This is a genomic window from Flammeovirga sp. OC4 (genome assembly GCF_000812565.1).
GTDB lineage: Bacteria > Bacteroidota > Bacteroidia > Cytophagales > Flammeovirgaceae > Flammeovirga.
The window spans coordinates 20,357-44,831 of sequence record NZ_JTAM01000071.1 but is presented as its reverse complement, the minus strand read 5'-3'; the positions used below and the strand labels follow the sequence as shown (position 1 = coordinate 44,831).

Genomic DNA, 24,475 nt, shown 5'->3' with positions numbered 1-24,475 from the left:
CTCATTTTATTGTTCATTTCAACTTTAATTAAGTGTAAAAAGAACAAGTATCTACCGCAAAGTAGAAATGTAGTTCAAAACGAAAGTCCCAAAAAGGGGGTAGAATCGTACAAGGGTTTATTTTAGGGGTAAAAAAGTACAGAAAATGATAAAAAAGAGCTTCAAAGCTATCAGCTCAACTGCATTGAGACGATAGATTGAAGCTCGAAAAAATTCTGGGTAAAGAATCTTTTAACATACAAACATTATTATAAATAAATCGCTAATTCTTTTGATTTATAGGGCCTAGAAATGCTCTTAACGAGAAACCAACCCTGCGTCTTTTCCTCCCATAATTCCTACTACCTCGCTCACTTTTGTCAAACTTGCATCTCCATGAATCGTATGCTTCAGGCAAGATGCTGCTGCTGCAAAATCAATGATCTTCTGAGGGGCATCGGCATAATTCATAAAACCATAAATCAATCCTGCCATATATGCGTCACCGCCACCTACTCTGTCAATCATTTGAGGCATATCATAAGCTGCCGAACGAAATTCTTCAATGCCATCAAATAATACGCCTGAAATATTGTTGTGTGAAGCCGAAAAAGACTTTCTTAGGCTTGTTGCTACCATCTTTAAATGTGGAAAATGTGCTTTAATTTTCTTTGGAGCACTATCGTAACCGTCATTTTCATCAAATTCAACACCCAACATAATTCGAGCATCTTCTTTACCTCCCAATACAATATCAGTCAATTCTATCAACTGAGGCATCACTTCTTTTGGATCTTTACCGTATTTCCAGAGTTTACTTCTGTAATTCAGATCACAAGAAACGGTTAATCCTTTGCTTTTAGCCACTGTCAATGCCTCAAAACATACTTTGGCTGCTTCTTCTGATACAGCAGGTGATATACCCGACCAATGCAACCAAGTTGCCCCTTCAAAAACCTTAATCCAATCGATTGTATTTTCAGTTAAAGTTGCAAAACCTGAGTGTGCTCTATCATATACCACTTGAGAACCACGGTGCATTACACCTACCTCAAGATAATAAGTTCCCAAACGTTCCCCTCCTCTTACAATACCACTGGTGTCTACCCCATGCATTCTTAATTGTGAAACGGCTGTATCTCCCAATTGATTATCAGGAATACGACTGACAAAAGAAGTAGGTTGATCGAAATGTGCCAATGAAACAGCAACATTCGCTTCAGCACCGCCATAAGTTGCATTAAATGAGTCAGCTTGTTCAATTCTTTGATGGTTTGGTGGAGATAATCTTAACATTATTTCCCCAAAGCATATGATTTTATTTTCCATGATTTAAAAAATTGTGTTGTTTTCTTGTAGTGTGTTAGAGCAATTGAAGAGTAAAGTCAAATCACTTTCATTCCTTATTCAGCATTCACTTTTCTCAAAGTAGAAGATCTGATAATCAGTTTACTATCCAAAACTGCAGTTTCAGAAGCAAGAATACTTTTGTCTCTCTCTTCGATATGATTAATGATCTTTTTGGCCGCTAACTTCCCAATTTCTGCGGCAGGCTGATGTACAGTTGTAATAGGCGGACTTACTAATTTCGCAATTGGTTCATTACTAAAACCTGCCACCAAAACATCATCCGGTATTTTATATCCTCTCTCTTGTAATGCTCGTTGTGCCCCAATCGCTGCCATATCATTCATGGCAAAGACGGCATCGAAATCCACCTTTTTGTCCACCCAACTATGAATGGCACTATACGCCTCATCCATAGAAAGGTTAATCTGTTGCATGATCAGTTTGCTTTCTGTATTAAGACCAGATTCCTTAAAAGCATCATAAATTCCTTTGACTCTATTGTCATAAATACTCACTTTGGTGTCCCCTGTCAAAACAGCTAATTTATGGATCCCTTGAGAAAGTAAATGCATCGTCAACTCTTTAGAAGTAATACGATCATCAGTAATCACTTTAGTCGTTGAAACTTCCTTGATATAACGGTCAAAAAAGAAAATAGGAACATTACTCTTCATCGCTTTTTGAATATGACCAATCTTCGATGTCTTAATCGCTGGAGACAACAAAATTCCATCTACTCTACTGGAGATCAATGTATTGATATTTTTCGCTTCTAACTCTTCGGAATCTTTTGACTGACAGATAATTACATTATAGCCCGCTTTGTGAGCCTCTTCTTCTATACCGCTGATGGCTGTAGAAAAGAAGTATTTTGTGATATGAGGAACAATAATTCCAATGGTATTTGACTTCTGCGTTCTTAAGTTGGAGGCCAAAGTATTCGGTCGATAGTGCATTTCTTTTGCTTTATCCTGCACTATTTTTTTAGTCTTTGCAGATACTCTAGGGTTATCATTCAATGCCCTTGATACTGTTGAACTATCTATTTTTAACTCTCTTGCGATGTCGTGTATAGTAACCGATTTCTTATTCTCCATAATTGCCTTCACTACATTTTTTAAATAGCTGTACTTAAAAAATGTGACTAATTTTTACATACCTGTTGTCTATTGATTTTCATCAATTATTGACTTAAACTTTGCAATTATACTAATAAAAAAAGTTTACATAAGTATTAAGAACAATAAATAACTGCTACAAATATCAAATTAAATTTCGAAAAATACAATCGATTGTATTTTTATTGGCTAAAATTTGGAATTGTAAAACAAACATTTGTAATATTACGGTACAAAAGAAACCAAAAGCATGGTTTTTATTTTTAAATAGTTGTACAATCGATTGTATTTTAAAATATCAGAGGTATGAAATATGAAAGCAGATATTCTGTCCACCCGGCAGATGCTAAAAAATATGACACTAAAGAATTAAGAGAACACTTCTTGATTGAGAAAGTATTTGAAGAAGATGAGATTAATTTCACTTACTCTCACGAAGACAGATACATTGTCGGAGGAGCAAAACCTGTCAATACCACTTTAGAACTTCAACCAATTGATCCTTTAAAAGCGGATTATTTTCTTGAAAGAAGAGAATTAGGTATCATCAATGTTGGAGGACAAGGAATTGTAATGGTTGATGGCGATGTGCATACGCTTAATTTCAAAGAGGCCTTGTATGTAGGTAGAGGTGTAAAAGATGTTTCTTTTAAAAGTGTAGATCCTGCTCAACCTGCCTCTTTTTATTTGAACTCCACTCCTGCTCACAAGACATACCCTACTAAAAAAGTAACCAGAGAGGAAGCGGATAAAGTTGTATTAGGATCTCCTGAGACTTCCAACCATAGAGTAATCAATAAGCTGTTAGTAAACTCAGTAGTAGAGACTTGCCAATTGCAGATGGGAATGACTGAGTTGAAATCTGGTAGTGTTTGGAATACTATGCCAGGTCACGTACACGACAGAAGAATGGAGGTGTATTTCTACTTTGAAGTACCTGAAGAGCAAGCAGTTTGTCATTTCATGGGTCAAAAAGAAGAATCAAGACATATATGGATGCACAATGAGCAGGCCGTGATTTCACCGGTTTGGTCAATGCACTCAGGAGCAGGTACAAGTAATTACACTTTTATCTGGGGTATGGCTGGTGAAAACTTAGACTATGACGACATGGATAAGTTTGCTATCACTGAGCTAAAGTAATCCAACAATAACTCTGGATGAATCAAAACGACCAGGAAACAACACAATAAATCTTTAGAAGGGCCATAACATCTAAACTAAGCTAACACACAACAATCTCGATAATTCTACTTGTTGTGGTCCCTTTTTTTCAATTATTCTACATTAATAAAACAACATATAATTATGATACAATCATTTAGTTTAGCAGGAAAAATTGCCTTGGTAACAGGCGGTACTCATGGTCTTGGAATGGCAATCGCTACAGGACTAGCTAAAGCAGGGGCAAAAATTGTAATCAATGATGTATTTGAAGATAAACTGGAAGAAGCAGTTAAGCAATACTTAGAAAATGATATTGAGGTGGCGGCCTATGCCTTTGATGTTACGAAAGAAGAACAAGTAATGGCAGGTTTGGCAAAAATTGAATCGGAAGTAGGTGGTATTGACATTTTGGTTAACAACGCTGGAATCATCAAGCGTATTCCTGCTTTAGAGATGGATGTCAATGATTTCAGACAGGTCATTGATATTGATTTGGTAGGGCCATTTATTATGTCGAAATACGTCGCAAAAGGAATGGTACAAAGAGGACAAGGAAAAATCATCAATATGTGTTCTATGATGAGTGAATTGGGAAGAAACAGTGTGAGTGCCTACGCTTCTGCCAAAGGTGGATTAAAAATGTTGACAAGAAACCTTGCAACGGAATGGGCGAAGTACAACATTCAAGTAAATGGTATTGGACCAGGGTATTTTGCTACATCTCAAACGGCTCCTATCCGTGTAGACGGTCACCCTTTCAATGAGTTTATCCTCAATAGAACTCCTGCTGGAAAATGGGGCGATCCTTCTGACTTAGCAGGTACTGCAGTATTTTTATCATCATCGGCTTCTGACTTTGTCAATGGTCAAGTGGTTTATGTTGATGGTGGTATTCTAGCGACAATCGGTAAACCTCACGGTGAGGAGTAAGATTTTACAAACTAAGTTTTCATTCATTTATACAAATCCTTTTATGGAGGATAAACAGTAGTGTATTGTGGTTCGTGAGGACGTTGCAATGCAACGTCCCTACAGAACTGCATCTTTGGAGATTATCGCAAAACCATTGTCTTTTGATTTATAATCAGACAATCATTTAGGCGAGAGAAATAGAATTTAGTTTTGACTTCTAAGCCTCGACTTTTTTGCTTCTCTTTTGTTTCAAGACAAAAAAGTCAAGGCCAGTATAAAAGAGAAAGATCATTGAAAACTTAACGATTGGGTTAAAAGTCTATACCGATCAAAAAAGCCCAATCTTTTTATAACGGACCACCAAGTTTACTCTTCAATCCCTTCTTCACTGAAAAAGACGATAGTCATGCAAAATGACCCGTTTTAGACGCTTTCAGAGTACGAATTGTACTAGAATACGAAAAAAATGGACTCTTGAGTCTCCATCAATCAGTAATTTTGAGAGTGAAAAGTTAAAAAAACTACCACTTTATTGGCGGTGGTTTTTGCCCTCTTCTTTATTAAATCACATTAAAAAAACAACATATAAACTGCTATGAATACTGAACAAGATATCATGGTTGAAGATAGTGTCGAAAAGCAAACTCCTTCCAAAAAAGGAAATTACAGATACCGTATTTTGGCATTGCTTTTTATGGCAACCACTATCAACTACATGGACCGAAGCATCATTGGTGTTTTGGCTCCCACACTAGAAAAACTTTTTAATTGGACAAAAGCGGATTACGCAACTATCAATATTGCCTTCAAATGTGCCTACGCTATTGGTATGTTATCGATGGGTAGGGTCATTGATAAATTCGGAACAAAAATCGGTTATACTTTGTCTATTGCCATTTGGAGTACTTTTGGAATGCTTCATGCTGCTCTTCGACCTGCTTTTGGTCTAATCGGGTTTGTTATGGCTCGATTTGGTTTAGGAATTGGTGAAGCAGGTAACTTCCCTGCCGCCGTAAAAACAGTAGCAGAATGGTTCCCAGCAAAAGACAGAGCATTTGCCACGGGTATTTTTAATGCTGGTTCTAACGTAGGTGCTATCCTTGCTCCTATTGCAGTAACTGCAATCGTTATGGATGATGGAACAAACTGGCAATATGCCTTTTTAGTGACAGGTGCTTTGAGTGCTATTTGGGTAGTGCTTTGGCTAAAAACATATAAAAAACCTGAAGAAAACCCTCACGTAAGTAAAGAGGAACTTGCTTACATCCAACAGGATGAAGCCAACAAGGAGGAAGAGGAAGAGGAAAAAGCAACAACAAAAATACCTTGGACTAAGGTGATCCGAGTGAAACAAACATGGGCTTTCTCTATAGGTAAAATGACAGATGGCGTATGGTACTTTTTCATGTTCTGGTCAGGTATGTTCTTCACAGATCGTTTTGGTGTTTCTATGAAAGAACTAGGTGCTGCATTGGTAATTGTTTACGTTATGGCCGATTTAGGAAGTATTGGAGGTGGATATTTATCACGCTTCTTTGTCGATAAAGGATGGACGCTTAACAAGGCTCGTAAAATAACTTTATTAATTTGTGCTCTTTGCATTCTTCCTGTAGTATTCGCTACCACTACTGATAACCAATGGATTGCAGCTTGCTTAATCGCACTTGCATCGGGTGGTCATCAAGCATGGTCAGCCAACTTGTTCTCGGTAGTTTCTGATACTATGCCAAAAGGGGCAGTAGCTTCAGTGGTTGGTTTTGGTGGAATGGTTGGTGCTGTAACAGGTATGACCATTGACTTTATCTTAGGACAGGTTTTAGATGACTCTGGATCAGGGGCATATTTCTGGATGTTCTTAATTGCGGGCTGTTCATACCTTACAATTTTAGGGATCATTCACTTGATTCTACCAAGATTAGAAGTCGCAAAATTCAATAAATAAGATACGGTTTCAATCGTGTCTTCTAGACCATGATGACGATGAAGAAATATTTTAAATATAAAATAGTACTCCTCTTTTCCCTTCTCATCAGTTTGATAGGCTGTAAAGAAAGTCATGAGGTAGTCATTTCGATAAAAAATCCAATCAGCCTTGATCGGGAGGCTGAGACGATAGAGTTATACGCATCTGACTTTAAAACTTTAATTGATCTTTATGGACATGAGCAATTGGCTATTGTTCATAAAAAATCAGGACAGTTAATGGTCAATCAGTGGATTGATCTAAACGGAGATGGTACACAAGATCAATGGTTATTCCAAACCGCAATTACATCTAACGGAGAAGAGGAATTTATTGTTCGCCCTTTAAAAGAGGGGGAAACTCAACCTCAACCTTCAAAGATGACGTACTCTCGTTTTGTTCCTGAAAGAACAGATGACTATGCCTGGGAAAATGACCGTATAGCCTTCAGAACTTTTGGTCCTGATGCTCAAAAAAGAGTTGAAAATAATCAGCCCGGCGGTACCTTGACAAGTGGCATTGATGCTTGGTTGAAACGTGTCGAATATCCAATCATTAACAAGTGGTATAAAAATAACCTTGAAAAGAAAGGGGCATACCATATTGATTCGGGTGAAGGGTATGATCCTTATCACGTAGGTTCAAGTAGAGGTGTTGGGGGAATTGGCTTTTGGGCTGAAGATTCTTTGTATACTTCAAAAAACTTTACATCCTACACTACTATTACCGAAGGTCCTATCAGAACTGTTTTCAAGTTGAAATATCAACCTTGGGATGTTAACGGAGCAAAGGTTTCTGAAGAAAAACTTATCAGCTTGGATTTAGGAAGTAATCTCTGTCATTTCCAATCTACTTTTAAAAGTGAAGCAAAATTACCTCCTGTAGCGATTGGAATTAGCTTACATGATAAATCAGGTAAAACCTATATCAGTAATCAGGATGGCGTATTTAGTTATTGGGAAAAAATTGATGAAGACATGTTAGGCTTAGGCATTGTCTTACCAAAAGAACAACTCAATGATGCTTTTGAAAGAAAAGTAAAACACAAAGACGCAAGCCACCTTTTGGTATTGGCTACTCCATCCGAAGCAACTGTAAACTACTATGCAGGTTATGGTTGGGAACGTAGTCAACAATTTAGCTCTGATGCTGAGTGGAACGAATACCTTGCTCAGTTTGCTAAAAAGGTAGAAACACCATTAGTGGTGACTTTAATGATGTAACAATACTCATTTAAGATAGATTAATTAACAGGACGAATAATAACTAAACTAACAGACAAACACAACACGAATAACAAAGCTAAAATCAATGACATTTAAATAGTGTTTTGTGAATATAAGTTAGAACTGAAAACGAAAATTTGATTTAGTAGACAGTTTAGTTAGGTGATTAAGTACTAGAGCGATTAGAGTTCTAGTACTTTCTTATTTGTGGCCTTTTATGAATTATCAATTTTAAAGCTTCAAATTATCTGATCCACTCTATATCATACCCCACTTCACCTACCTCTATATCACCAACTTTGAACCCTAAAATTATTGTGGCTTGTTTTTTAAAATCGGTGATCCACTCTTCCCATTTATTAGCATCCATCATAGCTGTAAACTGAAGACCACTAGGTTCTACTGATGCAGAAATTGATTTCTTTGATTCATCAAAATTATACCAATAAGGAATTCCTTCTTCTCCTCTTTCCTCAGTACCAAACCCAAGCCAGCCGTCCATTTTCTCATAGACTAAAGGTACTTTATCCCAAACTTCTTCAGGTAAGTGATACCATATATTCAAATTACAATGTTGATATTCCATGTGTACTAATTTGCCATAAACCATAAAAGAAGGATAATCTAATAGCTAGTTTTTAAACAAAAAAATCAAATCATTTTTATTACCCTATAAAATTAGCCCACAACTTAGTTGCGAGCTAATAATAATTTAAAAGTATATTCTCAGATAAAGTTTCTATCCATCAATTAAAGTAACTTAATCCTCTACCACCTCATCAATTCCATTTCCGATAGGAACATATAATGAATCTTGTGTCAATAAGAATTTATCGAAGCGGAAGCCATCTTCTCTCATGCTAAAATGAACATCGTGAACGCCGGCTGTTTCTACGTCCAGATAAATGGCATAAGGAATACCACAATGTTCTTCGATAGTTCTTTGTTTGCTGGTCCAAGTCCATTTTTTTCGACCTTCACACCATTGCATGCGTTTACCACTCTCTGGCCATTTACCATCCATACCAACATGAATTCCGTTGTCCTCACTTCCTGTACTGAGTGCCCTCACCCACACATAGTATCGGCCTGTCTTATTAAATTTCACTTTGTAAGAAATAATGGCTAGTTCACCAGGAGTATTTGTAAAGTTGACTCCTACTTTCAATTCATCCGCATGTGTTACCCTCGTATCGGGTAAGATTTGAATAAATTTATTGTTGCTTGCAGTCTCTAGTGAATTATCTGGCAAATCATTTTTGTTGATCTTATCCGACACAAACCATTCTCTTAAGTCTGTTTTTTCTTGTTTATAAAAGTGCTCTGCTTCAGCTGCAACGATTCCATTTTTTTCTTCAAAAATGAGTGTATCACTCTTTACAGGAAGTTCAACTTCATCCTCCTTTGTAGAAGTCGTATCTCCTTCTGAAATTGGTTCCTCTTCTTCCTCCAATAAAAGGTCTACAACTTCATCTTTATCTGAACAAGAGACACTGAAGATAGTGAGAATGATAAATACACTGAATAATAGTTTTCTTAGTAGCATTTTTAAAAAGTTTATTTTAGATGTTTATTGATATTTACAAAAAATAATTCCTGGTCAAATCACCTTTAATAGAACCTATTTCATTTTAAAGTGTGGTGATTGATCTACCTTTTTACTTGTAGGATTACTTATGATTTCCTAGCCCGTAAAATCACTAATTCTGAAATACTTGGATTCCCGTCTGATTTACGAATTAGAATTCTACATTTAGTTGTTTTTATAGCCTCAAAAGAATGTTTTTTCTCTTTTCCAATTTGTTCTCCCTCTGCTATTGTCAACCATGTCTTCCCATCCCAATACTGTAATGCATAGCTTTTAATTTGACCTCCATTCTCATGCACAACAATGTGATCAAAAGTTTGAGGTTTCACCCATTCTACTTCCAACCATTGTGGTACCTCCCCATCTGCTTTCCAGCTTGTCGAAAAGTCTTCATCGTTTGCTTTAAAAGCTTCAAATTCTGGTAATTTTTCTGATTTTATAAAGAGTGATGAAGCATTCATTCGGCCTATCAAACTCAAATTATTACCGGTATAAAGAGGATCTGGAAATTCGGTTTTGGGCAAAAGGTCCACATTGAAATTGTATTTCCCTGCTTCTACTTTATAGATTATATAATGCCCCACTGCAGCATGTTTTTCTTCTCCAATATAGATAATGCCTTTTGACGCATCCGCTAGATTTTCTCCTTCAAAAACATGTTCTTTACCTTTCGCCGGAATGTAGACCGTGGCAGTACAATTGACTGGTATTTCGATTTTATAGGTCGCATTCTTGTCGCTTACTTTCCATTGTACTGCAATATTTCCATACATTGACGCAAAAGTTGTCTTGGTAAATGTAATGTCACCTACAGGCATTGGTTTGATGATAAAATCTTGCATACCGGGTTTGTTTTCATCGGGACGAATACCTCCAAAACCTTTGATAAAGTACCCTCCAATTCCTGTATAACAAGTATGAATCTGACTATTTCCGACCGCCGACCAACGCTCTGGCCAAACTGTTTTTCCTTGACTTATAAAGTAACCATAACTTGGGTGTCTTGTATCTTTGAGGAGCTCATAAAGCAAATCCATACGTTCTCCATATTCCGCAAAGAAACGGCTGTATAATGCTTGACCAGAACTTCCCGTATCATAATATGGAAAAGTATAAAGCACATTCTCTGACAATTGAGCTAATACTTTTTCCCTTTCTCCTTCAGGAGTAACACCTGCTATTAAAGGGAAAATTTGATTGACTTGCCTTCCGTCTAAATATTGGCCTGTCTCAGTATTGTAAGAAAGTGCATGAACTGCCTTTCGTTGAATCCTCAATCGGTCAGCGTATACTTTTGCATCTTCCGTTTTACCTAATGCTTCCGCCATTTTCTGAGAACAATCTAACATAAAAGCGTAAACGCAATTATTGAAATGAGCCGCTTCGGGGGAATTACTACTGTCCCAAAAACTTCCTCTTGGTGTACACCAATCTCCCAATCCGGGCATTTCTCTTTTCCCTCTTGCGCCTATTTTCAATGCTCCACCCGTATCAGCATCTGAAGATTGATGCATCCATTCCATCCACTTCTTCATTGAAAGGTAATTTGCTTCCAAAAATTGCTTATCACCCAATATTCTAAAGGTTTCCCAAATTGTAATTGGGCTATTCGCTTTCCACATTAAAAAGGGACGATCTTCCTCATTAATAACAGCTCTTATTTTGCCGTCATGTGTTTGAGCGTCACGCATTAATTGTGCATACTGCTCCATGTAAGCACCACTTTCAAAATTGGGGAATGCATCTCCATACATCGCTGCCACCGTTACTTCACCCCAGCCACGACGCTCTCGGTGAGGACAATCCACTAAAATTCCATCAATGGTGTTAGCGAGATACGTCCTAAGATTGGTTTCATAAATAGCATCTAATAGTGGACTTGAACTTTCAAAAGTACTGATCTGTTTTCTGTTGTTGGTGATCACAAATCCAGTGATATCTTTTAATTCCGGTTGATACCCCAAACCATAAACTGTAATCCATCTTCCCCCTGCCAAATTAAACCGATTTGTAAAATGTCCTTTCCCACTTTTACCATACACATACTGACTTCTTTGATGCCAACTTGATGTAATCCCTTCCTGATCTGCAGTTTCAAACGTAACCGTATCTCCCTCCATTCCATTATACATATTCATAGAGAAGAAACCCGTGTAGTTTTCTCCCATATCAATAACATAATTTCCTTCATCATTTTGCTTTACGCCAACTGGTGTAATTTCTTTGAACTTTACTTGTGGCTCAACCCTTTGTGCACTCAATGCAACATTGATATCTGCATATTCTACTCTGAATGTTTTGTTTTTTCTGCTATTAAGGGCAATACTAATATTGCCTCCTTCAGGTAATTTCGCATTTAAAATATCCTTATCGTAAGCCATTGCATTTGCCCAGTTACTATCATCATAATGAGCCTGATTCCAATCATCTTCTTTCTTGCTGTCGTCTACAATTTCACCTCCAAAACGTAAAATATCCCAATCCCCATAGTAGGCACTATGACTCTTCTTACACTTCCAAGTTTCATCTGTCCCAATACTTAATGCTCCTTCAGCTGTTGTAATTTCGACTTGTGCTTTAAAAACAAAAGGAATATTTCTATACTCTCTGATACGCCTCCATCGTGCCCAACCTGCTGCATGCCAAACCGCTATTACATTCTCTCCCTTTCTTAGATAATCCTTAATGTCATATGTCAAATAAGGAATTCTTTTTTTCATATAAGAAGTAACAGGATTCATGACATGATCCGTCACTTTTTGACCATTGACATAAAGTTCATGGTAACCAAAAGACCCCACATACACCATAGCAGACTCTGCCTTATTCTTTAATACTAAATTTTTACGGTACCAGTTATGGTCTGTTTTTGCTTGATCTTCCTTCATGATCCATTTTCCTTTCCAATCAGAAGGTTGTAATAACCCCATTGTAAACCGAGCCGGCACACTCCACTTTGATGCTTTACCGTTTACATCCCAAACTCTCACTTTCCAATAACAGTTTTGATTAGAAGTCAATGCTTTTCCACTGTAGATTGTATTGACAGACTGATTAGATATCACTTTTTCGGAATCCCAAACATCTCCTATATCTTTATGGAGGTGCTTTAAAGTACTTGCCACTAAAACCTGATAAGCAGTTTGTTTTTGTCCTCTGATTCCTTTTTGATCGATTAATTTCCAGCTCAATCGAGGCTGAATATTATCGATCCCCAAAGGGTTTTCTCTATACTCACACCTTAATTCGTTTACCTTCACTTGAGCATAAGCATTGGTCGCAAAAACAACCAAAATGAACAGGAAGAGTAAAAGTAGTTTGTTTATTGTTTCCTTCATTGTATTGTTAGTTAGCACCTTTATTCCTTGATTTTAAATTCATATTTCATAAAAGAAAATGTAGGTAATTCACCTTTTAAGACGACTACTGACTGATCTACATCATTACCTACTGTAGTGGTCCTTCTCCAATCAGACCATTGCATGTCGTTTGTTGATTCACTGTAAATCGCCGAACGGTATTGGACTTTTGTACCTGATGGTACATTAAGTATTGAATTATATATCACGCTCTCACTATTATTTGAAGTAGGATTAGAACTATAATTGTATGCCATAATCGAGTACCTATTTTTAGATTTCTCTTTTAAGAAAATTGCATCCACATAGCTCTTAGAGTATTGTGGTTTTCCGCTCTTTGTATTAGAGTAATACGTATTTCCTTTCAATTTTAAAATCTCTTGGTTGGCAGGTTGGTATTGATTCCCCTTGCCCCATTGGAATAAGTTTTTCATATCATGTTCATAAAACATTTTCATCATCCCTATCAGGAAAGAATTCTGATATTTGGGCTCAGCTTTTTCATATCCATTTCCCTTGGCATTCATCGTTTTGATAAGTGCAAACTCATGAATTTCGAATACCGCTTTAGAGTTCCATTCTGGAATATCTTTAATCGCTCCAAAATCATTTAGATACACTTCTTCGAAGTTGGTTCTTTTGGTACGGTTGTAAAAAGGATAATAAGAAACCCCTAAAAAATCGTAATAAACCCCATTGGTATGACTCCATTTTACAAAATCAATCGCCCATGACTTCTTCGAGCTTGCCCATAAAAAATGCGTTCCTACTTTGGCTTCAGGCAATACTTCATGAATAGCTTGAATGGATACTTTATAAAAATCAAAAAACTGTTCTTTGGTTCCTTTCCAATGCCCTTCCGTACCAATCTCTCGACCGATTCCAAATTGTATTTTTAGTACTTCCTTTTCCCCATAAGTAGTTACTAGGAACATCATCACTTCTTTTAAATAAGCCGCCCACATTTCAAAATCTCTTGGAGGTTCTGCATTACCATAAGTTGAAATCTTTAAAGTATCTCCTTCCAATTTTCCCGATGCATCTCGTTGAAAGGCCCAAGAGGGATTGTCTAATACCATCTGATGGATACCAAAACCTTTACTCAATACATTATCAACTTGTTTTTTGAGTAACGTAAAATCTGTATAAAAAATCTTCTTTTCTTCATCCCATAAATACGTATCCAAACCTAAAGCTGCATTTCCTTTTTTGTATTTACCTCCTAAAGGACGCACTATACAAAGTTGAGCATCTGTCATTATAGGAAGATTGAAGCCATGGATTGGTGAAATTCGATTGAAGACCTTCAAAGGATAATGTAGCTCTTCTTTAGCCTTGGCATTATCTGTAAAATCTGCTTCTAGAACGATTTGTCCTTGAATTTTAAAGGCAATGCTTAAGATTAAAAAAAGAAGGTAGGTGATTTTTATATTCATTTTTCTTTAATACTTCTATGAGTATGTTTTCTTGATTTGTTACACTGTAAACTAAATTATCGTCAAATTTCAAACTTCCTTTATACAAACATTAATAAGATCTACATTCAAGCTTCTTTCTTCTTCGTTTTTGTCTTGAAACAAAAAGAAGCAAAAAATTCAAGGCTTTGAAGTCAAAAGCTAAATTCCATTTCTCTCGCCTTTTGAAAGGATAACTCGATCAAAACTTCATCGTTTTGAGATGCTCAAACAACAAAATCATTTTTAACGGCTCACTTCATGAAATTCTTAACGCTTTTCCCTTCAAGGCCGAGGAAAGTACTGCCAAACGAATTGGGTAGAATGCCACTGGCGTGAATGTTAAGCCTTAGCGGCATTCGTGTCCTACAGATCAACAGAAATCTCCTGATTTCTAAAAATCATAAATATTCGAAAACTTAGTTTACAACGTATTTATGATCTACAAAAAGAAGTTTTTAATAAAAGAGACATGCACTAAAACACCCCCTATCATATTCTTTCTTTAGACCCTTACAAAGTGAACTAATGATTATTATATTCATCATTTTCAAGACTAACAGATACGTAAAAGATCAATTGACATAATGTAATTATTCGTTTCATATTCATTCCTATTTGATAGTTGCTGTGATATTTAGTTGAAGAGGTGATCATAAGTAATTTAACTTATCCCAATTAAAAAGTGCGACAACTAAATATTTAAATGAAGATAGATCTAACATAAATAAGAATAATCTCAAATAGTGGTAATATCATACAATTGGACTTCTAATGATCTACGAATCACTATATTCGGTTGTAACAAACAATTCCACTTTTTTTGGAAGATAAACTAATGAACAATCATGAAAATTAAATCTATCCTTTTCGTACTTTTTTGTATTTCTATCAACGCTTATTCTCAAAAAAATACGGCTTTATTTAATGGAGAAAACTTTGAAGGATGGTATGCATTCGAAGCTAAAAGTGGAGTGCATCAAGACCCTTCGAACTTATTTAAGATAGAAGATCAAATGTTACGTTTTCAAGGTAAAAAGCTGGCTTACTTAATGACCCAAAATAGTTATGAAAACTTTGAACTCCACCTCGATTTCAGATGGAATACTGATAGTACTTTTGTAAGAAGGAGCCAAAAGAAAAATAGTGGAGTAATGTATCTGATTCCTTCAGAAACCGAAGATAAACTTTGGCCCAAAGGCATACAGTTTCAAGTAAAAGAAGGAAATACAGGAGATTTCATTTTGATCGATGGCTACACACTTGAAGTCAGTCGTCAAAAAGTAGCAGGTAAAAATTTGATCACCCCTCGTCTTAAAGATGCTGCCAATCCTGTTGGAGAGTGGAACCATATAAGCATTACATCTAGAAAAGGTGAAATCATTCAAAAGTTAAATGGGCAAATTGTCAATCAAGGAAAAGCTCCACTAGTTACAAAAGGTAAAATCTTACTACAATATGAAGGCTATCCGATTGACTTTAAAAATATTGAAATTATAATATTTGAGGATAAGCTCAATGAGAAATAAATAGATTTTTCTACAAAACTTAAAGTTATTACTTACTAGCTTCTTCATTTTCAATTTATTATAAAATGAAGAAGCTAGACCTAAAAGACAAAAAGTGTAAGGAATTCGGTATTTTCTAACACTACAAAATATTTATTTATTCAGATTTATTACAACTTTCTCTGTTGTCCAATCAGTAACAATCCAATTGATTTTCAAAACCTCACTTTGAGAATTAAATATCTCAGTTAAATCTAACTCTATCTCGTAGGAAATATCTTTTTTTAGCCAAAAAGGTTCCTCCAGTGGTAAATCCTCAGTAAAAATTAAACCTTCTGAATTGTAATATTCAACAGTTATGCTTGTCACATAAATAGGACCATGATAATTAAAATTGTCTGTATTTATACTAATTGTTCCGTCAGGTGTATCTTCTTCATTTAATAGCAGTTCATCTGAAGTACAATCATCCCAAACCATTGATTTTATTTTCGTGTAATTGAGTTTGATTTCAATATCACTAACATCATCATTATCAAAATCTGAAGTATCAATTGCTTTAATTCTTGATGAATAATTTTCTAAGTTGACTTCAACTGTCATATTTTCAGTCAGCTCTACAAACATCATATCAATATAAACATTTGTTTGAGCAGAGATAGCCACAACCTGAATTTTATAATTACCTTCTGGAAGTAAAGGAAGAATAATTTCAGAAGAATAATCACTACCTAGGTTTTCCTCAAAAACTGAGGAACAATCGTTTAAATCTCTAATAATAATAGACATAGATACTACCAAAGGTGCTTCACCTTCCTTCAACCTTGAAGCATTTATTTTTGGAGGAGTGAGATTAGTTAAAGTAATTTGATATAATTCGTCGTCTAAAATAGGAGCTTCATCCTGATTATTACATGACAAAAGAATTCCAAAAAATAGAATGATAAAACACTTTAAGTTAAAGTTCATAATAGTCGTTTTTAATAGCATTAATACTTAAAAATTAGTTTTTAGAATGTATTATAAAAGAACCTAATCACATTAAGTTCAGGTTATAAAAGCTAAAAAAATGAAGTTGTTATTTCTTTAGCGGCCGAAATTTAATATGCAATACTATATTATACAACTCTTTCTTCAATTAAGTAAGAATCAATTATTAGTTCCTCAACAGCTTTATTATAAATCGACAATTAATACATTTTTTTAATAAACTGTTAGCCACTCAACCGAAAATTGAAATGCCTAATAAAAGAGCGATAGTTTATTGCACATCACCTTCTTTTTTCTTCTTTGAAATGAAAAGAAATATAAAAAAGACGGTGAGTGCTCCGATCGGAATCCCTAGTAAGCCTATCATAAATGCACCTATTGAGGAAGATCCCGTATAACCTTGTAATTCTCCTACCTCATATGCTATAATAAACCCTAAGATGCTTCCTAAAAATATTAAAAATATCTTCCCGAATAATTTTAATGTTTTCATTATTTAAAACAAAATTTTAATATGAAATACTATAATTTTTTATTGAAAAATCTTCGCCCATTAGATTTAAGATTAAATCATTTTTATCAGCGGTATTTGGTAAAAAGTTTATTCTACCTCTTTTTTTCTCCACCTAGATACAATAAAATATATAACTAAAGATATTATTCCTCCAACAGGTAACCCCATCAGAGCAGTTATTGCAGGTTCTATGGATGATGCACTTGTTGCATTTTCACTTCCTATTTCAAAGCCTATTAGTAAACCTAAGATACACCCTAAAAAGATTAAAAATATCTTCCCGAATAATTTTAATGTCTTCATAACCAATTCTTTTATATTGTTGATGATCCGCTTGTAAACGACCTGTATTTACAATCGTTAACTACCTGCATCAATATTCTTTCCACATTTTATGAATACCCATCAGAAACACTTTCTAAACAATAGACGAAAAAAGTCCATGTAAATGTGTTTGAGTACAATTACATGGACCTATTGCCTTTCCAAAAGGGGCAAACTTAATTATTTGGAAGATCTAAACTCTGGGTTCAATTTCTTTGGAATCGGTGCATTCGTTTCTTTCCACCATTTCTTTAAATAACCTAATAACTCTTCTTTCTTCTCAGGGTATTTAAATGCTACATTATTTCTTTCCCCGATGTCTAAATCTAAATTATAAAGTTCCACCTCATCATTTTCGAAATAATAATGCAACTTCCAATTTTTGTAACGTACCACTGATCCAGGACGAGTTCTGAATAATAGATCCCTGTTTTCATTCTTTGTCTTTCGATAGGCTTGAAGATAAATTGGGAAATGCCAAAAAAGAGGGCGATCTAGTTCAGTCTTTTCACCTTCTAAAATGGGTGATAAGTCATCTCCATCAAGTGATTGCTGGAAAGTGGTCACCCCAGCATATTTTAAAATTGTTGGAAAGATATCTAAATTTGAAATTGGAACATCACTCTTGATATTTGAGGCTATTTTACCTTTGTAGACAAACATAAAAGGCAAGCGAATTCCTCCTTCATAATAGCTTCCTTTACCTGCTCTTAATGGTATTTGTTTCGTCACGCCATATAATCCACCATTGTCTGAGGTAAATACAATCAATGTGTTTTCTAGCATTCCTTTCTCCTCCATTTTTGTGAGCAGCAATCCTATATTTCTATCCAAATTTTCAACCATTGAAGCATAAGAGGCATTCGTCTGACCGTTAGAGCCTTCTTTAGTTTTATATTTTTTCAATAATGACTTAACGGGCTCAATCGGGGTATGTACAGCATAGGGAGCGTAATACAAGAAAAATGGAGATGAAATTGTATCCACAAAACTTAGCGTTTTTCTCATCACCAAGTCTGTCAAATACTCATTATCGTGACCTTCTAATTTAACTTTTTTGTAGGGAGGGTAGTAACTTCCCGGATTACCATTATGCCCACCACCAATGTTTACATCAAAACCATATTGCAGAGGGTTATGACTCAAATGCCATTTTCCTGCATGACATGTTGTATAACCATTTTTCTGTAAAACTTCAGAAATTACTGTAAAGTCCTTTGATAATATGGTTTTGTTTGGTGTTGGAATTAATTTTCGATTTTTTGAGGCTCCTCTCTCCGAAGAACCCACCGTATAAATACCATGGCGGGTGGTCCATAATCCTGTCATCAAACAAGCTCTACTTGGTGCACAATTGGCCGAAGCGGAATAGCCGTTGGTGAAAATCATTCCTGATGTAGACAGTCGGTCAATATTAGGTGTTTCATAGAATTGGCTTCCCATAAAACCTACATCTTTCCATCCCAGATCATCTACATTGATAATAATGATATTAGGTTTGATTTTATCTTTTGGTGAAGTGCTGTAAGCAGTAAATGATAAAGTAATAAGGGTTGTAAATAAAAGTAGTAATTTCATGTGCTTTCTTTTTATCTCAACTGTTAATTGTATGATACCTTATAGTAGTCCGCAAGGACATCGCAATGCAACATCCTTACGAGTGTAACTACTGAATACTCATCAAAATTGAGTGTGAAAAAATAGTGTAAAACTAAGTTATCGTTAACTATCAATTAAAATTTCTACAAGCTTTTTATGTTCTACTTCTTCTTAATTTTGTCTTAACAAAGAAACAAAGCAAGGAAGTCAAAAGAGTGGAAAGTCCACTGGCGTGAATGGTAAGTGATAGCGTCATTCGTATCCTACAGATCATCAGAAACCTCCCAGTTTCTAAATACTATAAATTAACGAAAACTTAGACTAGATTGCATTTCTTAATGTATGGGTAGAGATGCTTTTTCAGAAGACCCCTTTTCGTAATCAAAACTAAATACCTCTGAATAAGTGTGTTCTCTTTTCATGATCTCAACGATTTCCTTCACAACCTCAGGGTTTTGGTCCGCAACATTATTCTTTTCTCCTGGATCAACCGTTACATCATAAAGAGCAATAGAAGCTTCAGGATTTTTCGACATATTCAATCTTATTCCTTTCCAATTACGTACTCTAACGGCCTGTTTTCCTCCTCTTGCTGGGAATTCCCAATACAAGAAATCATGTTGTGGCTGAGACTTCCCTAACAATTCGGGTAAGAAAGAGATTCCATCAATTTGATTGGGAGGATTGACCCCAGCGATTTCACAAGCAGTAGGCATAAAATCCCAAAAAGCAGAAATATGATCTGATGTTGAATGGGATTTAATTTTATTCGGCCAATACGCAATCATTGGTAGGCGAATTCCTCCCTCCGTTAAGTTGCGTTTGTATCCTCTAAAAGCGGCATTACTATTAAAATAATCGGGGTCTGCACCTCCTTCTTTATGAGGGCCATTATCAGAACTAAAAATAATGATCGTGTTTTCTGCTATTCCCAATTCTTCTAGCTTTGATCTTATTTCCCCCACCTGCTTATCCAACAAATAAACCATGGCAGCAAAGGCTGCATGTGATTCTTTCTGAGAACCATATCCCCCTTTTTTATACGCTCTTCCTTCATCTACACCTTTGTATTCCTTTTCAGGTAAAAGTTGTCCGCTGTATTTTTGAAGAAGGCTATCTGGCACCAATAATTCTGCATGAGGAATAATAGACGGGTAATACATAAAGAAAGTGGTATCCTTATTATTTTCTATAAATTCCATTGATTTATCATGAATCAAATCTGGAGCATAGGCCTCTGTTTTCTTCCCTGCATTTCCTGCCAATTGTACTTTCGACTGATTTTCCCATAAATGATAAGGATAATAATTGTGTCCTAGTCTTTGACAGTTATAACCATAAAATTCATCAAAGCCCTGATTATTAGGGTCGCCTTCTGAACCAGGATAACCTAATCCCCATTTTCCAAATGCTCCTGTTACATACCCTGCAGATTTTAAAACCTTTGCGACTGTAACGGTTGATGCCTCCAATGGAAATTGCCCTTCGGGTCTTCTTTCTCGGTTGCCTCTGATATAGGTATGGCCCGTATGCAATCCAGTCATCAAAGTGGAACGAGAAGGTGCACAAACCGTTGAGCCAGAGTAATGCTGTGTAAAGAACATTCCATCTTTAGCCAATCGATCGATATTCGGTGTCTTGAACTTCGTTTGTCCTGTCAGACTTAAATCTCCATATCCTAAATCATCTGCTAAAATGTAAATAATATTAGGTTTTGTAGTAGTTACCTCCGCTTTTTGCCCAGTCTTTTGAGTACTACAACTCATCCCCAAAAGAGTGAAAAGAACTGAAAATATAAGGTAGTCTATTGTATTTCTTTTCATCATCTATAATTACTTTATCATAAAAAAATAATCACCATTAGCCTTCAAGATAGACTAATGATGATCTCTTAAAATATCTATCTGTTAGGTAATTCTTTACCGTAAATAGCTTGAATAGAATACTCTCCTTCAGCAATTTTAAACTTCAAAAAAGTATCAGATTCCTCTATAAAAGATATTGCTTGTAACTGATTCTTAAACTTTCCATTGCTCCAAACTTCTTTGCCATTAACAGTCACTGTTTGAATAGCTTTTCCGTCTTTAGGAATTCCCACAAAGGCGTTAGTTTCTTTTGGAGAAAGAAGATTTAACTGATAACCTTTACTTGATTTTTTGATTTGGAATTCAATATTTCCCTTCACCGTTGGCACTTTTTCTTCTAACTCTTTTAGGTGTAATAGCGTTGGCATGATTTCATATTCACTCCACGCAACGGCAGTAGGACGAATACCCGCAATGTATTTCGAAAGCACTGTATTCGGAGCATTCCAAGCGTGATTGTAACTTCCTCCTTTCGGAAATTTCTCATACAAAGTCGTCATCCCTTTTCGGTCCACCTGACTTTGGTATTGCTCCTTCATTCTTTGTAATGATGCTTCATGTCTTCCTGCAATACACATCGCTTCCTCTGCAATCCATTCAAAATGTGGACTTGAAAAACGGTTCGGAATCAATACATTATCTACAATTTGATCATAATACGCTGGATTGGCAATTCCAGAAACTATAGCAATGGCATTGGCTCTATCATCTTTAAATTTCTTTACATCAGTACTGTAAAAACCATCTTTCCAAAACGCCTTATCATAAGCTACTTTCATAGCATCAATACGCTTTTGATACCATCCAATATGTTCTTTTGCTCCTACTACTTCCGCCATTTTTTTCGCTTCTGTCAGAGCTAAATAGTAAAAAGCCATTTGAATAGGTTGCTTATCAATCGTGTTGGCAACACCCCAATCCAACCAATCCCAAGAGTCAGGACTTTTTCCTCTTCTATATTCAGGCAAACCATTTTCTTTCATTGGAAATAAATCCAAGTAAGCATATACATAAGGATATACTTTTTCTAATGTTTCTTGATCTCCAGTATTCAAATAATAAGGCCATATTGATCCTGAAATAAACTGTAAACTTTGAGATACTAATTCTCTTACTCTCAGCGGACCTAAGGCACCGATCACACCATCTTGACTAAACATCATGGTCTGTAATATTGCCTTTTTCAACAACTGACGCCCTGCATTGTCCATCGAATAGAATAAATAACCTGTTTGATCCGCCACATCACCAATCCACAATGCTCTTTCTCTATCAGGACAATCCATAAAATTATCGCGGGCACAAACAAACAATGTATTATTTCCCATCTCCCATAAACGGCTGTAAAAAGGATCATCTACTTCAAAAGTACCCACCATTTCTCCTACACTCATCCACCGGTATTTTAAAGCGGTCACTTTTATGCCTTTAGGGAAAGTATATCTTATCTCATGACCATTCATCCATGAAAAACCTTCAAAAGTTTGTTTCCCTTTTTTAGTGATATAAGTAGCGGTCATCTTGTTGAGATGATTATCCGTTGTAATAAAAATAGTATCACCGGCTGACTTCGCTTCAACCTCAAAGTAAGGCGTAATTTGTTTATTGAAGGGCAGTTTACATTTCAACATTTTCCCATCACTTACAAACGGTAATTTAAGGTCAGCATTTTCATAGTCTACTAAACCATGATTGATTAAGTGAGGAACCATATTAGGCTCTACAATGTACCATGGAGCCGTTCCTAATTTACCTTTCTCGGAAGCCTCACTCCATTTCTTATCATTAAAACCAGCTGTATACCAAGCTTTTGAAGTCCAATCATTCAATGCCTTTTGAGCATCAAATTGCACACTAAATTGTGTTAAGTTTTTACTTGCAGGTGCAATGGTATTGTCATAAGCAGGGTGTTGTCGCACTTTCCATGATTTGTCCGATACTACAGTTTGTTGCCCTACTTGTGAATGAAAAAGTAGTCCTCCTTTTTCACTATCAATGTGGGTTCCTTTGTGTGTTTCTCTTCCCCAATACCACACTAATAATGCAATCGTATTTTTTCCTTTCTTAAGGTAAGGTTGAATGTTTACCGTCTCATACCATGAATTAGCAGGTGTTATTTTCTCCTTACGATTCCATTCTCCAGCTTGGCTCGGACCTCTTGAAAGCCCGCCTTCAAACATTACCATCTCACCATTCACCCATAACCAAAATTTGCTATCAACAGAGATATGAGCATCGACTAATTTTGGTACATTTTCTAGTTCAACCGTTTTTCTAAAACACATCCATGTATTTGATGGACTGTCTTCTTCTTGCCAAATCCATTGTGCTTTTCCCCAATCAATTGGAGCAGTTGCATGACTGTAAAGCGACATTAAGAGTAAAAACACACTTAATGTTAATGTTTTTTGTAATAATTTTTTCATGTTAGTTTATACTTTTCAGATTCTTGTAGAGATATTCAGAGTGTATCTCTTTTTATCGTTTTATAGTTGTTCTTAAATGTCTTTAAAGCTCGAACTTATCGTATTTCCCTTCGGAAAATATTTTTATTACTGTATGTAAGTATTATTTCTATCTAAAAATAGAAACCTAGTCGAATAGCATTATTGAAATAAAATCCAAAATCAGTTGATGTACTTGACGGGTTTGTTATTTTTATATCTTCAATATCCCTTGGTGGTAGATAAGGAAAAAGCGGGTTATATTTACGATTATCAATTATTTCAAGATCAATTTCCTTGTAGTTTGTCACTTCATAACCTAATCCAATTTCAAACCCTAGATATAGATGACGAATTATAAAAAAGTCTGTACCTAAAATTAGGTTTAAGCCATAAGAAGAAAAGGCCCGTTCACCAGTATAATTTGTTGAACTATAAGTACGTTGCGATAACCCACCCCATTCGTTAACAGAGTCAAATTCTTGAAGAGAAACACTTCTCCATGCACCATCTAATTTTGTTTCAACAGTATTATACTCTTCTTTATCACTATAAATATCTCTATAGTAATCCACATATTCCGAACTTGTTGATTTATTTACATATGAAAATTCAACTCCCCAATAAGATGAAACCCTCGTATTTTGAAGAATTCTAAATTCAATACCTGGTTTGAACCCAACTAAGAATGATTTTTCAGAAATAGTTGGTTTATTTTCTTCATTAGGTTTATAATCATCTTCTGTTGTAGAATTTTTTTTATAATCAAACTGCAATCCAAGTCTAAGTGCCGTTTTATTATTTATCCAATACTTTGTTTTCACATTATCAAAGCTAAAAACTCCATTATCACCAAATGGATTAAAGTTAACTTCTATCATTACATTATTTGAAGAAGGAAATTTTGAAGAGCTGTCTGTTTGAGAGTAGCTAAAAAAAGAGGTTAGGAATAAAATACCTAAGGTAATGTAACGTTTACTTATCATATCAATTATTAATCATTATTTAGCATCATATTTTTTAGGCTTACGCCTAACAGTGAATAATGATACTATTTTCAATGCACTTGATTGAAGCTTACTTGTTGGTTTAAATATAGATTGATAATCCAATCG

18 protein-coding genes are annotated in these 24,475 nt (G+C 35.5%); 5 read left to right on the top strand and 13 right to left on the bottom strand.

Annotated elements, in window-relative coordinates; genetic code table 11:
• Positions 1-297 precede the first annotated feature (297 nt).
• Together PL77_RS24675 and PL77_RS24670 are read right to left on the bottom strand one after the other, a co-directional pair.
• Positions 298-1,308: a sugar kinase gene (locus PL77_RS24675; protein WP_044211372.1), complete on the bottom strand. Its 1,011-nt coding sequence runs from the start codon at positions 1,306-1,308 to the stop codon at positions 298-300.
• A gap of 74 nt (positions 1,309-1,382) precedes the next feature.
• Positions 1,383-2,426 (bottom strand): LacI family DNA-binding transcriptional regulator, encoded by a 1,044-nt coding sequence (locus PL77_RS24670; RefSeq protein ID WP_044211370.1) that lies wholly within the window; start codon positions 2,424-2,426, stop codon positions 1,383-1,385.
• Positions 2,427-2,753: 327 nt separating this feature from the next.
• Here PL77_RS24670 and kduI point away from each other — a divergent pair, with 327 nt between their 5' ends.
• From kduI to PL77_RS24650, 4 genes are all read left to right on the top strand, one after another.
• On the top strand, positions 2,754-3,590 hold the full coding sequence (kduI, locus tag PL77_RS24665; protein WP_044211368.1) for a 5-dehydro-4-deoxy-D-glucuronate isomerase: 837 nt from the start codon (positions 2,754-2,756) through the stop codon (positions 3,588-3,590).
• Positions 3,591-3,755: 165 nt separating this feature from the next.
• Positions 3,756-4,544, top strand: coding sequence for a gluconate 5-dehydrogenase (locus tag PL77_RS24660; protein WP_044211365.1), 789 nt, complete (start codon positions 3,756-3,758; stop codon positions 4,542-4,544).
• Between the two features lie 577 nt (positions 4,545-5,121).
• A complete protein-coding gene (locus tag PL77_RS24655; RefSeq protein WP_052444702.1) occupies positions 5,122-6,468 on the top strand; it encodes an MFS transporter in 1,347 nt (448 codons plus the stop codon).
• Between the two features lie 38 nt (positions 6,469-6,506).
• Positions 6,507-7,712, top strand: a complete 1,206-nt coding sequence (locus PL77_RS24650) for a DUF4861 domain-containing protein (RefSeq protein WP_044211391.1) — start codon at positions 6,507-6,509, stop codon at positions 7,710-7,712.
• 247 nt (positions 7,713-7,959) lie between these two features.
• Here PL77_RS24650 and PL77_RS24645 read toward each other — a convergent pair whose 3' ends face one another.
• The 4 genes from PL77_RS24645 to PL77_RS24630 all read right to left on the bottom strand — a co-directional run bounded on the left by PL77_RS24645 (position 7,960) and on the right by PL77_RS24630 (position 14,098).
• A complete protein-coding gene (locus tag PL77_RS24645; protein ID WP_044211390.1) occupies positions 7,960-8,301 on the bottom strand; it encodes a hypothetical protein in 342 nt (113 codons plus the stop codon).
• A gap of 174 nt (positions 8,302-8,475) precedes the next feature.
• Positions 8,476-9,261 carry a hypothetical protein gene (locus PL77_RS24640; RefSeq protein WP_172665943.1) on the bottom strand — a complete coding sequence of 262 codons (786 nt, stop codon included), beginning with the start codon at positions 9,259-9,261 and terminating at the stop codon, positions 8,476-8,478.
• 128 nt (positions 9,262-9,389) lie between these two features.
• Positions 9,390-12,641, bottom strand: a complete 3,252-nt coding sequence (locus PL77_RS24635; RefSeq protein WP_156152526.1) for a family 78 glycoside hydrolase catalytic domain — start codon at positions 12,639-12,641, stop codon at positions 9,390-9,392.
• Positions 12,642-12,661: 20 nt separating this feature from the next.
• Positions 12,662-14,098: an alpha-1,4-L-rhamnosidase gene (locus tag PL77_RS24630; RefSeq protein ID WP_044211362.1), complete on the bottom strand. Its 1,437-nt coding sequence runs from the start codon at positions 14,096-14,098 to the stop codon at positions 12,662-12,664.
• An 866-nt stretch (positions 14,099-14,964) separates the two neighbouring features.
• On the opposite strand from PL77_RS24630, the gene PL77_RS24625 reads away from it, so the two are divergent.
• Entirely contained in the window at positions 14,965-15,645 is a 681-nt protein-coding gene (locus PL77_RS24625) for a DUF1080 domain-containing protein (protein WP_044211360.1), read from the top strand.
• 132 nt (positions 15,646-15,777) lie between these two features.
• Here PL77_RS24625 and PL77_RS24620 read toward each other — a convergent pair whose 3' ends face one another.
• The 7 genes from PL77_RS24620 to PL77_RS24590 form a co-directional block, all read right to left on the bottom strand.
• The gene (locus PL77_RS24620) at positions 15,778-16,593 is read right to left on the bottom strand and encodes a hypothetical protein (protein WP_044211356.1); all 816 of its coding nucleotides are present in this window, start codon (positions 16,591-16,593) and stop codon (positions 15,778-15,780) included.
• A gap of 292 nt (positions 16,594-16,885) precedes the next feature.
• On the bottom strand, positions 16,886-17,107 hold the full coding sequence (locus PL77_RS24615; RefSeq protein ID WP_044211355.1) for a hypothetical protein: 222 nt from the start codon (positions 17,105-17,107) through the stop codon (positions 16,886-16,888).
• 108 nt (positions 17,108-17,215) lie between these two features.
• The gene (locus PL77_RS24610; RefSeq protein WP_044211352.1) at positions 17,216-17,431 is read right to left on the bottom strand and encodes a hypothetical protein; all 216 of its coding nucleotides are present in this window, start codon (positions 17,429-17,431) and stop codon (positions 17,216-17,218) included.
• A gap of 201 nt (positions 17,432-17,632) precedes the next feature.
• Positions 17,633-19,030, bottom strand: coding sequence for a sulfatase (locus tag PL77_RS24605; protein WP_044211350.1), 1,398 nt, complete (start codon positions 19,028-19,030; stop codon positions 17,633-17,635).
• 356 nt (positions 19,031-19,386) lie between these two features.
• Positions 19,387-20,877, bottom strand: a complete 1,491-nt coding sequence (locus tag PL77_RS24600) for an arylsulfatase (RefSeq protein ID WP_063769049.1) — start codon at positions 20,875-20,877, stop codon at positions 19,387-19,389.
• 74 nt (positions 20,878-20,951) lie between these two features.
• Positions 20,952-23,342, bottom strand: coding sequence for an alpha-L-rhamnosidase C-terminal domain-containing protein (locus tag PL77_RS24595; RefSeq protein ID WP_044211348.1), 2,391 nt, complete (start codon positions 23,340-23,342; stop codon positions 20,952-20,954).
• A 152-nt stretch (positions 23,343-23,494) separates the two neighbouring features.
• A complete protein-coding gene (locus PL77_RS24590) occupies positions 23,495-24,346 on the bottom strand; it encodes a hypothetical protein (RefSeq protein WP_044211345.1) in 852 nt (283 codons plus the stop codon).
• Positions 24,347-24,475 lie beyond the last annotated feature (129 nt).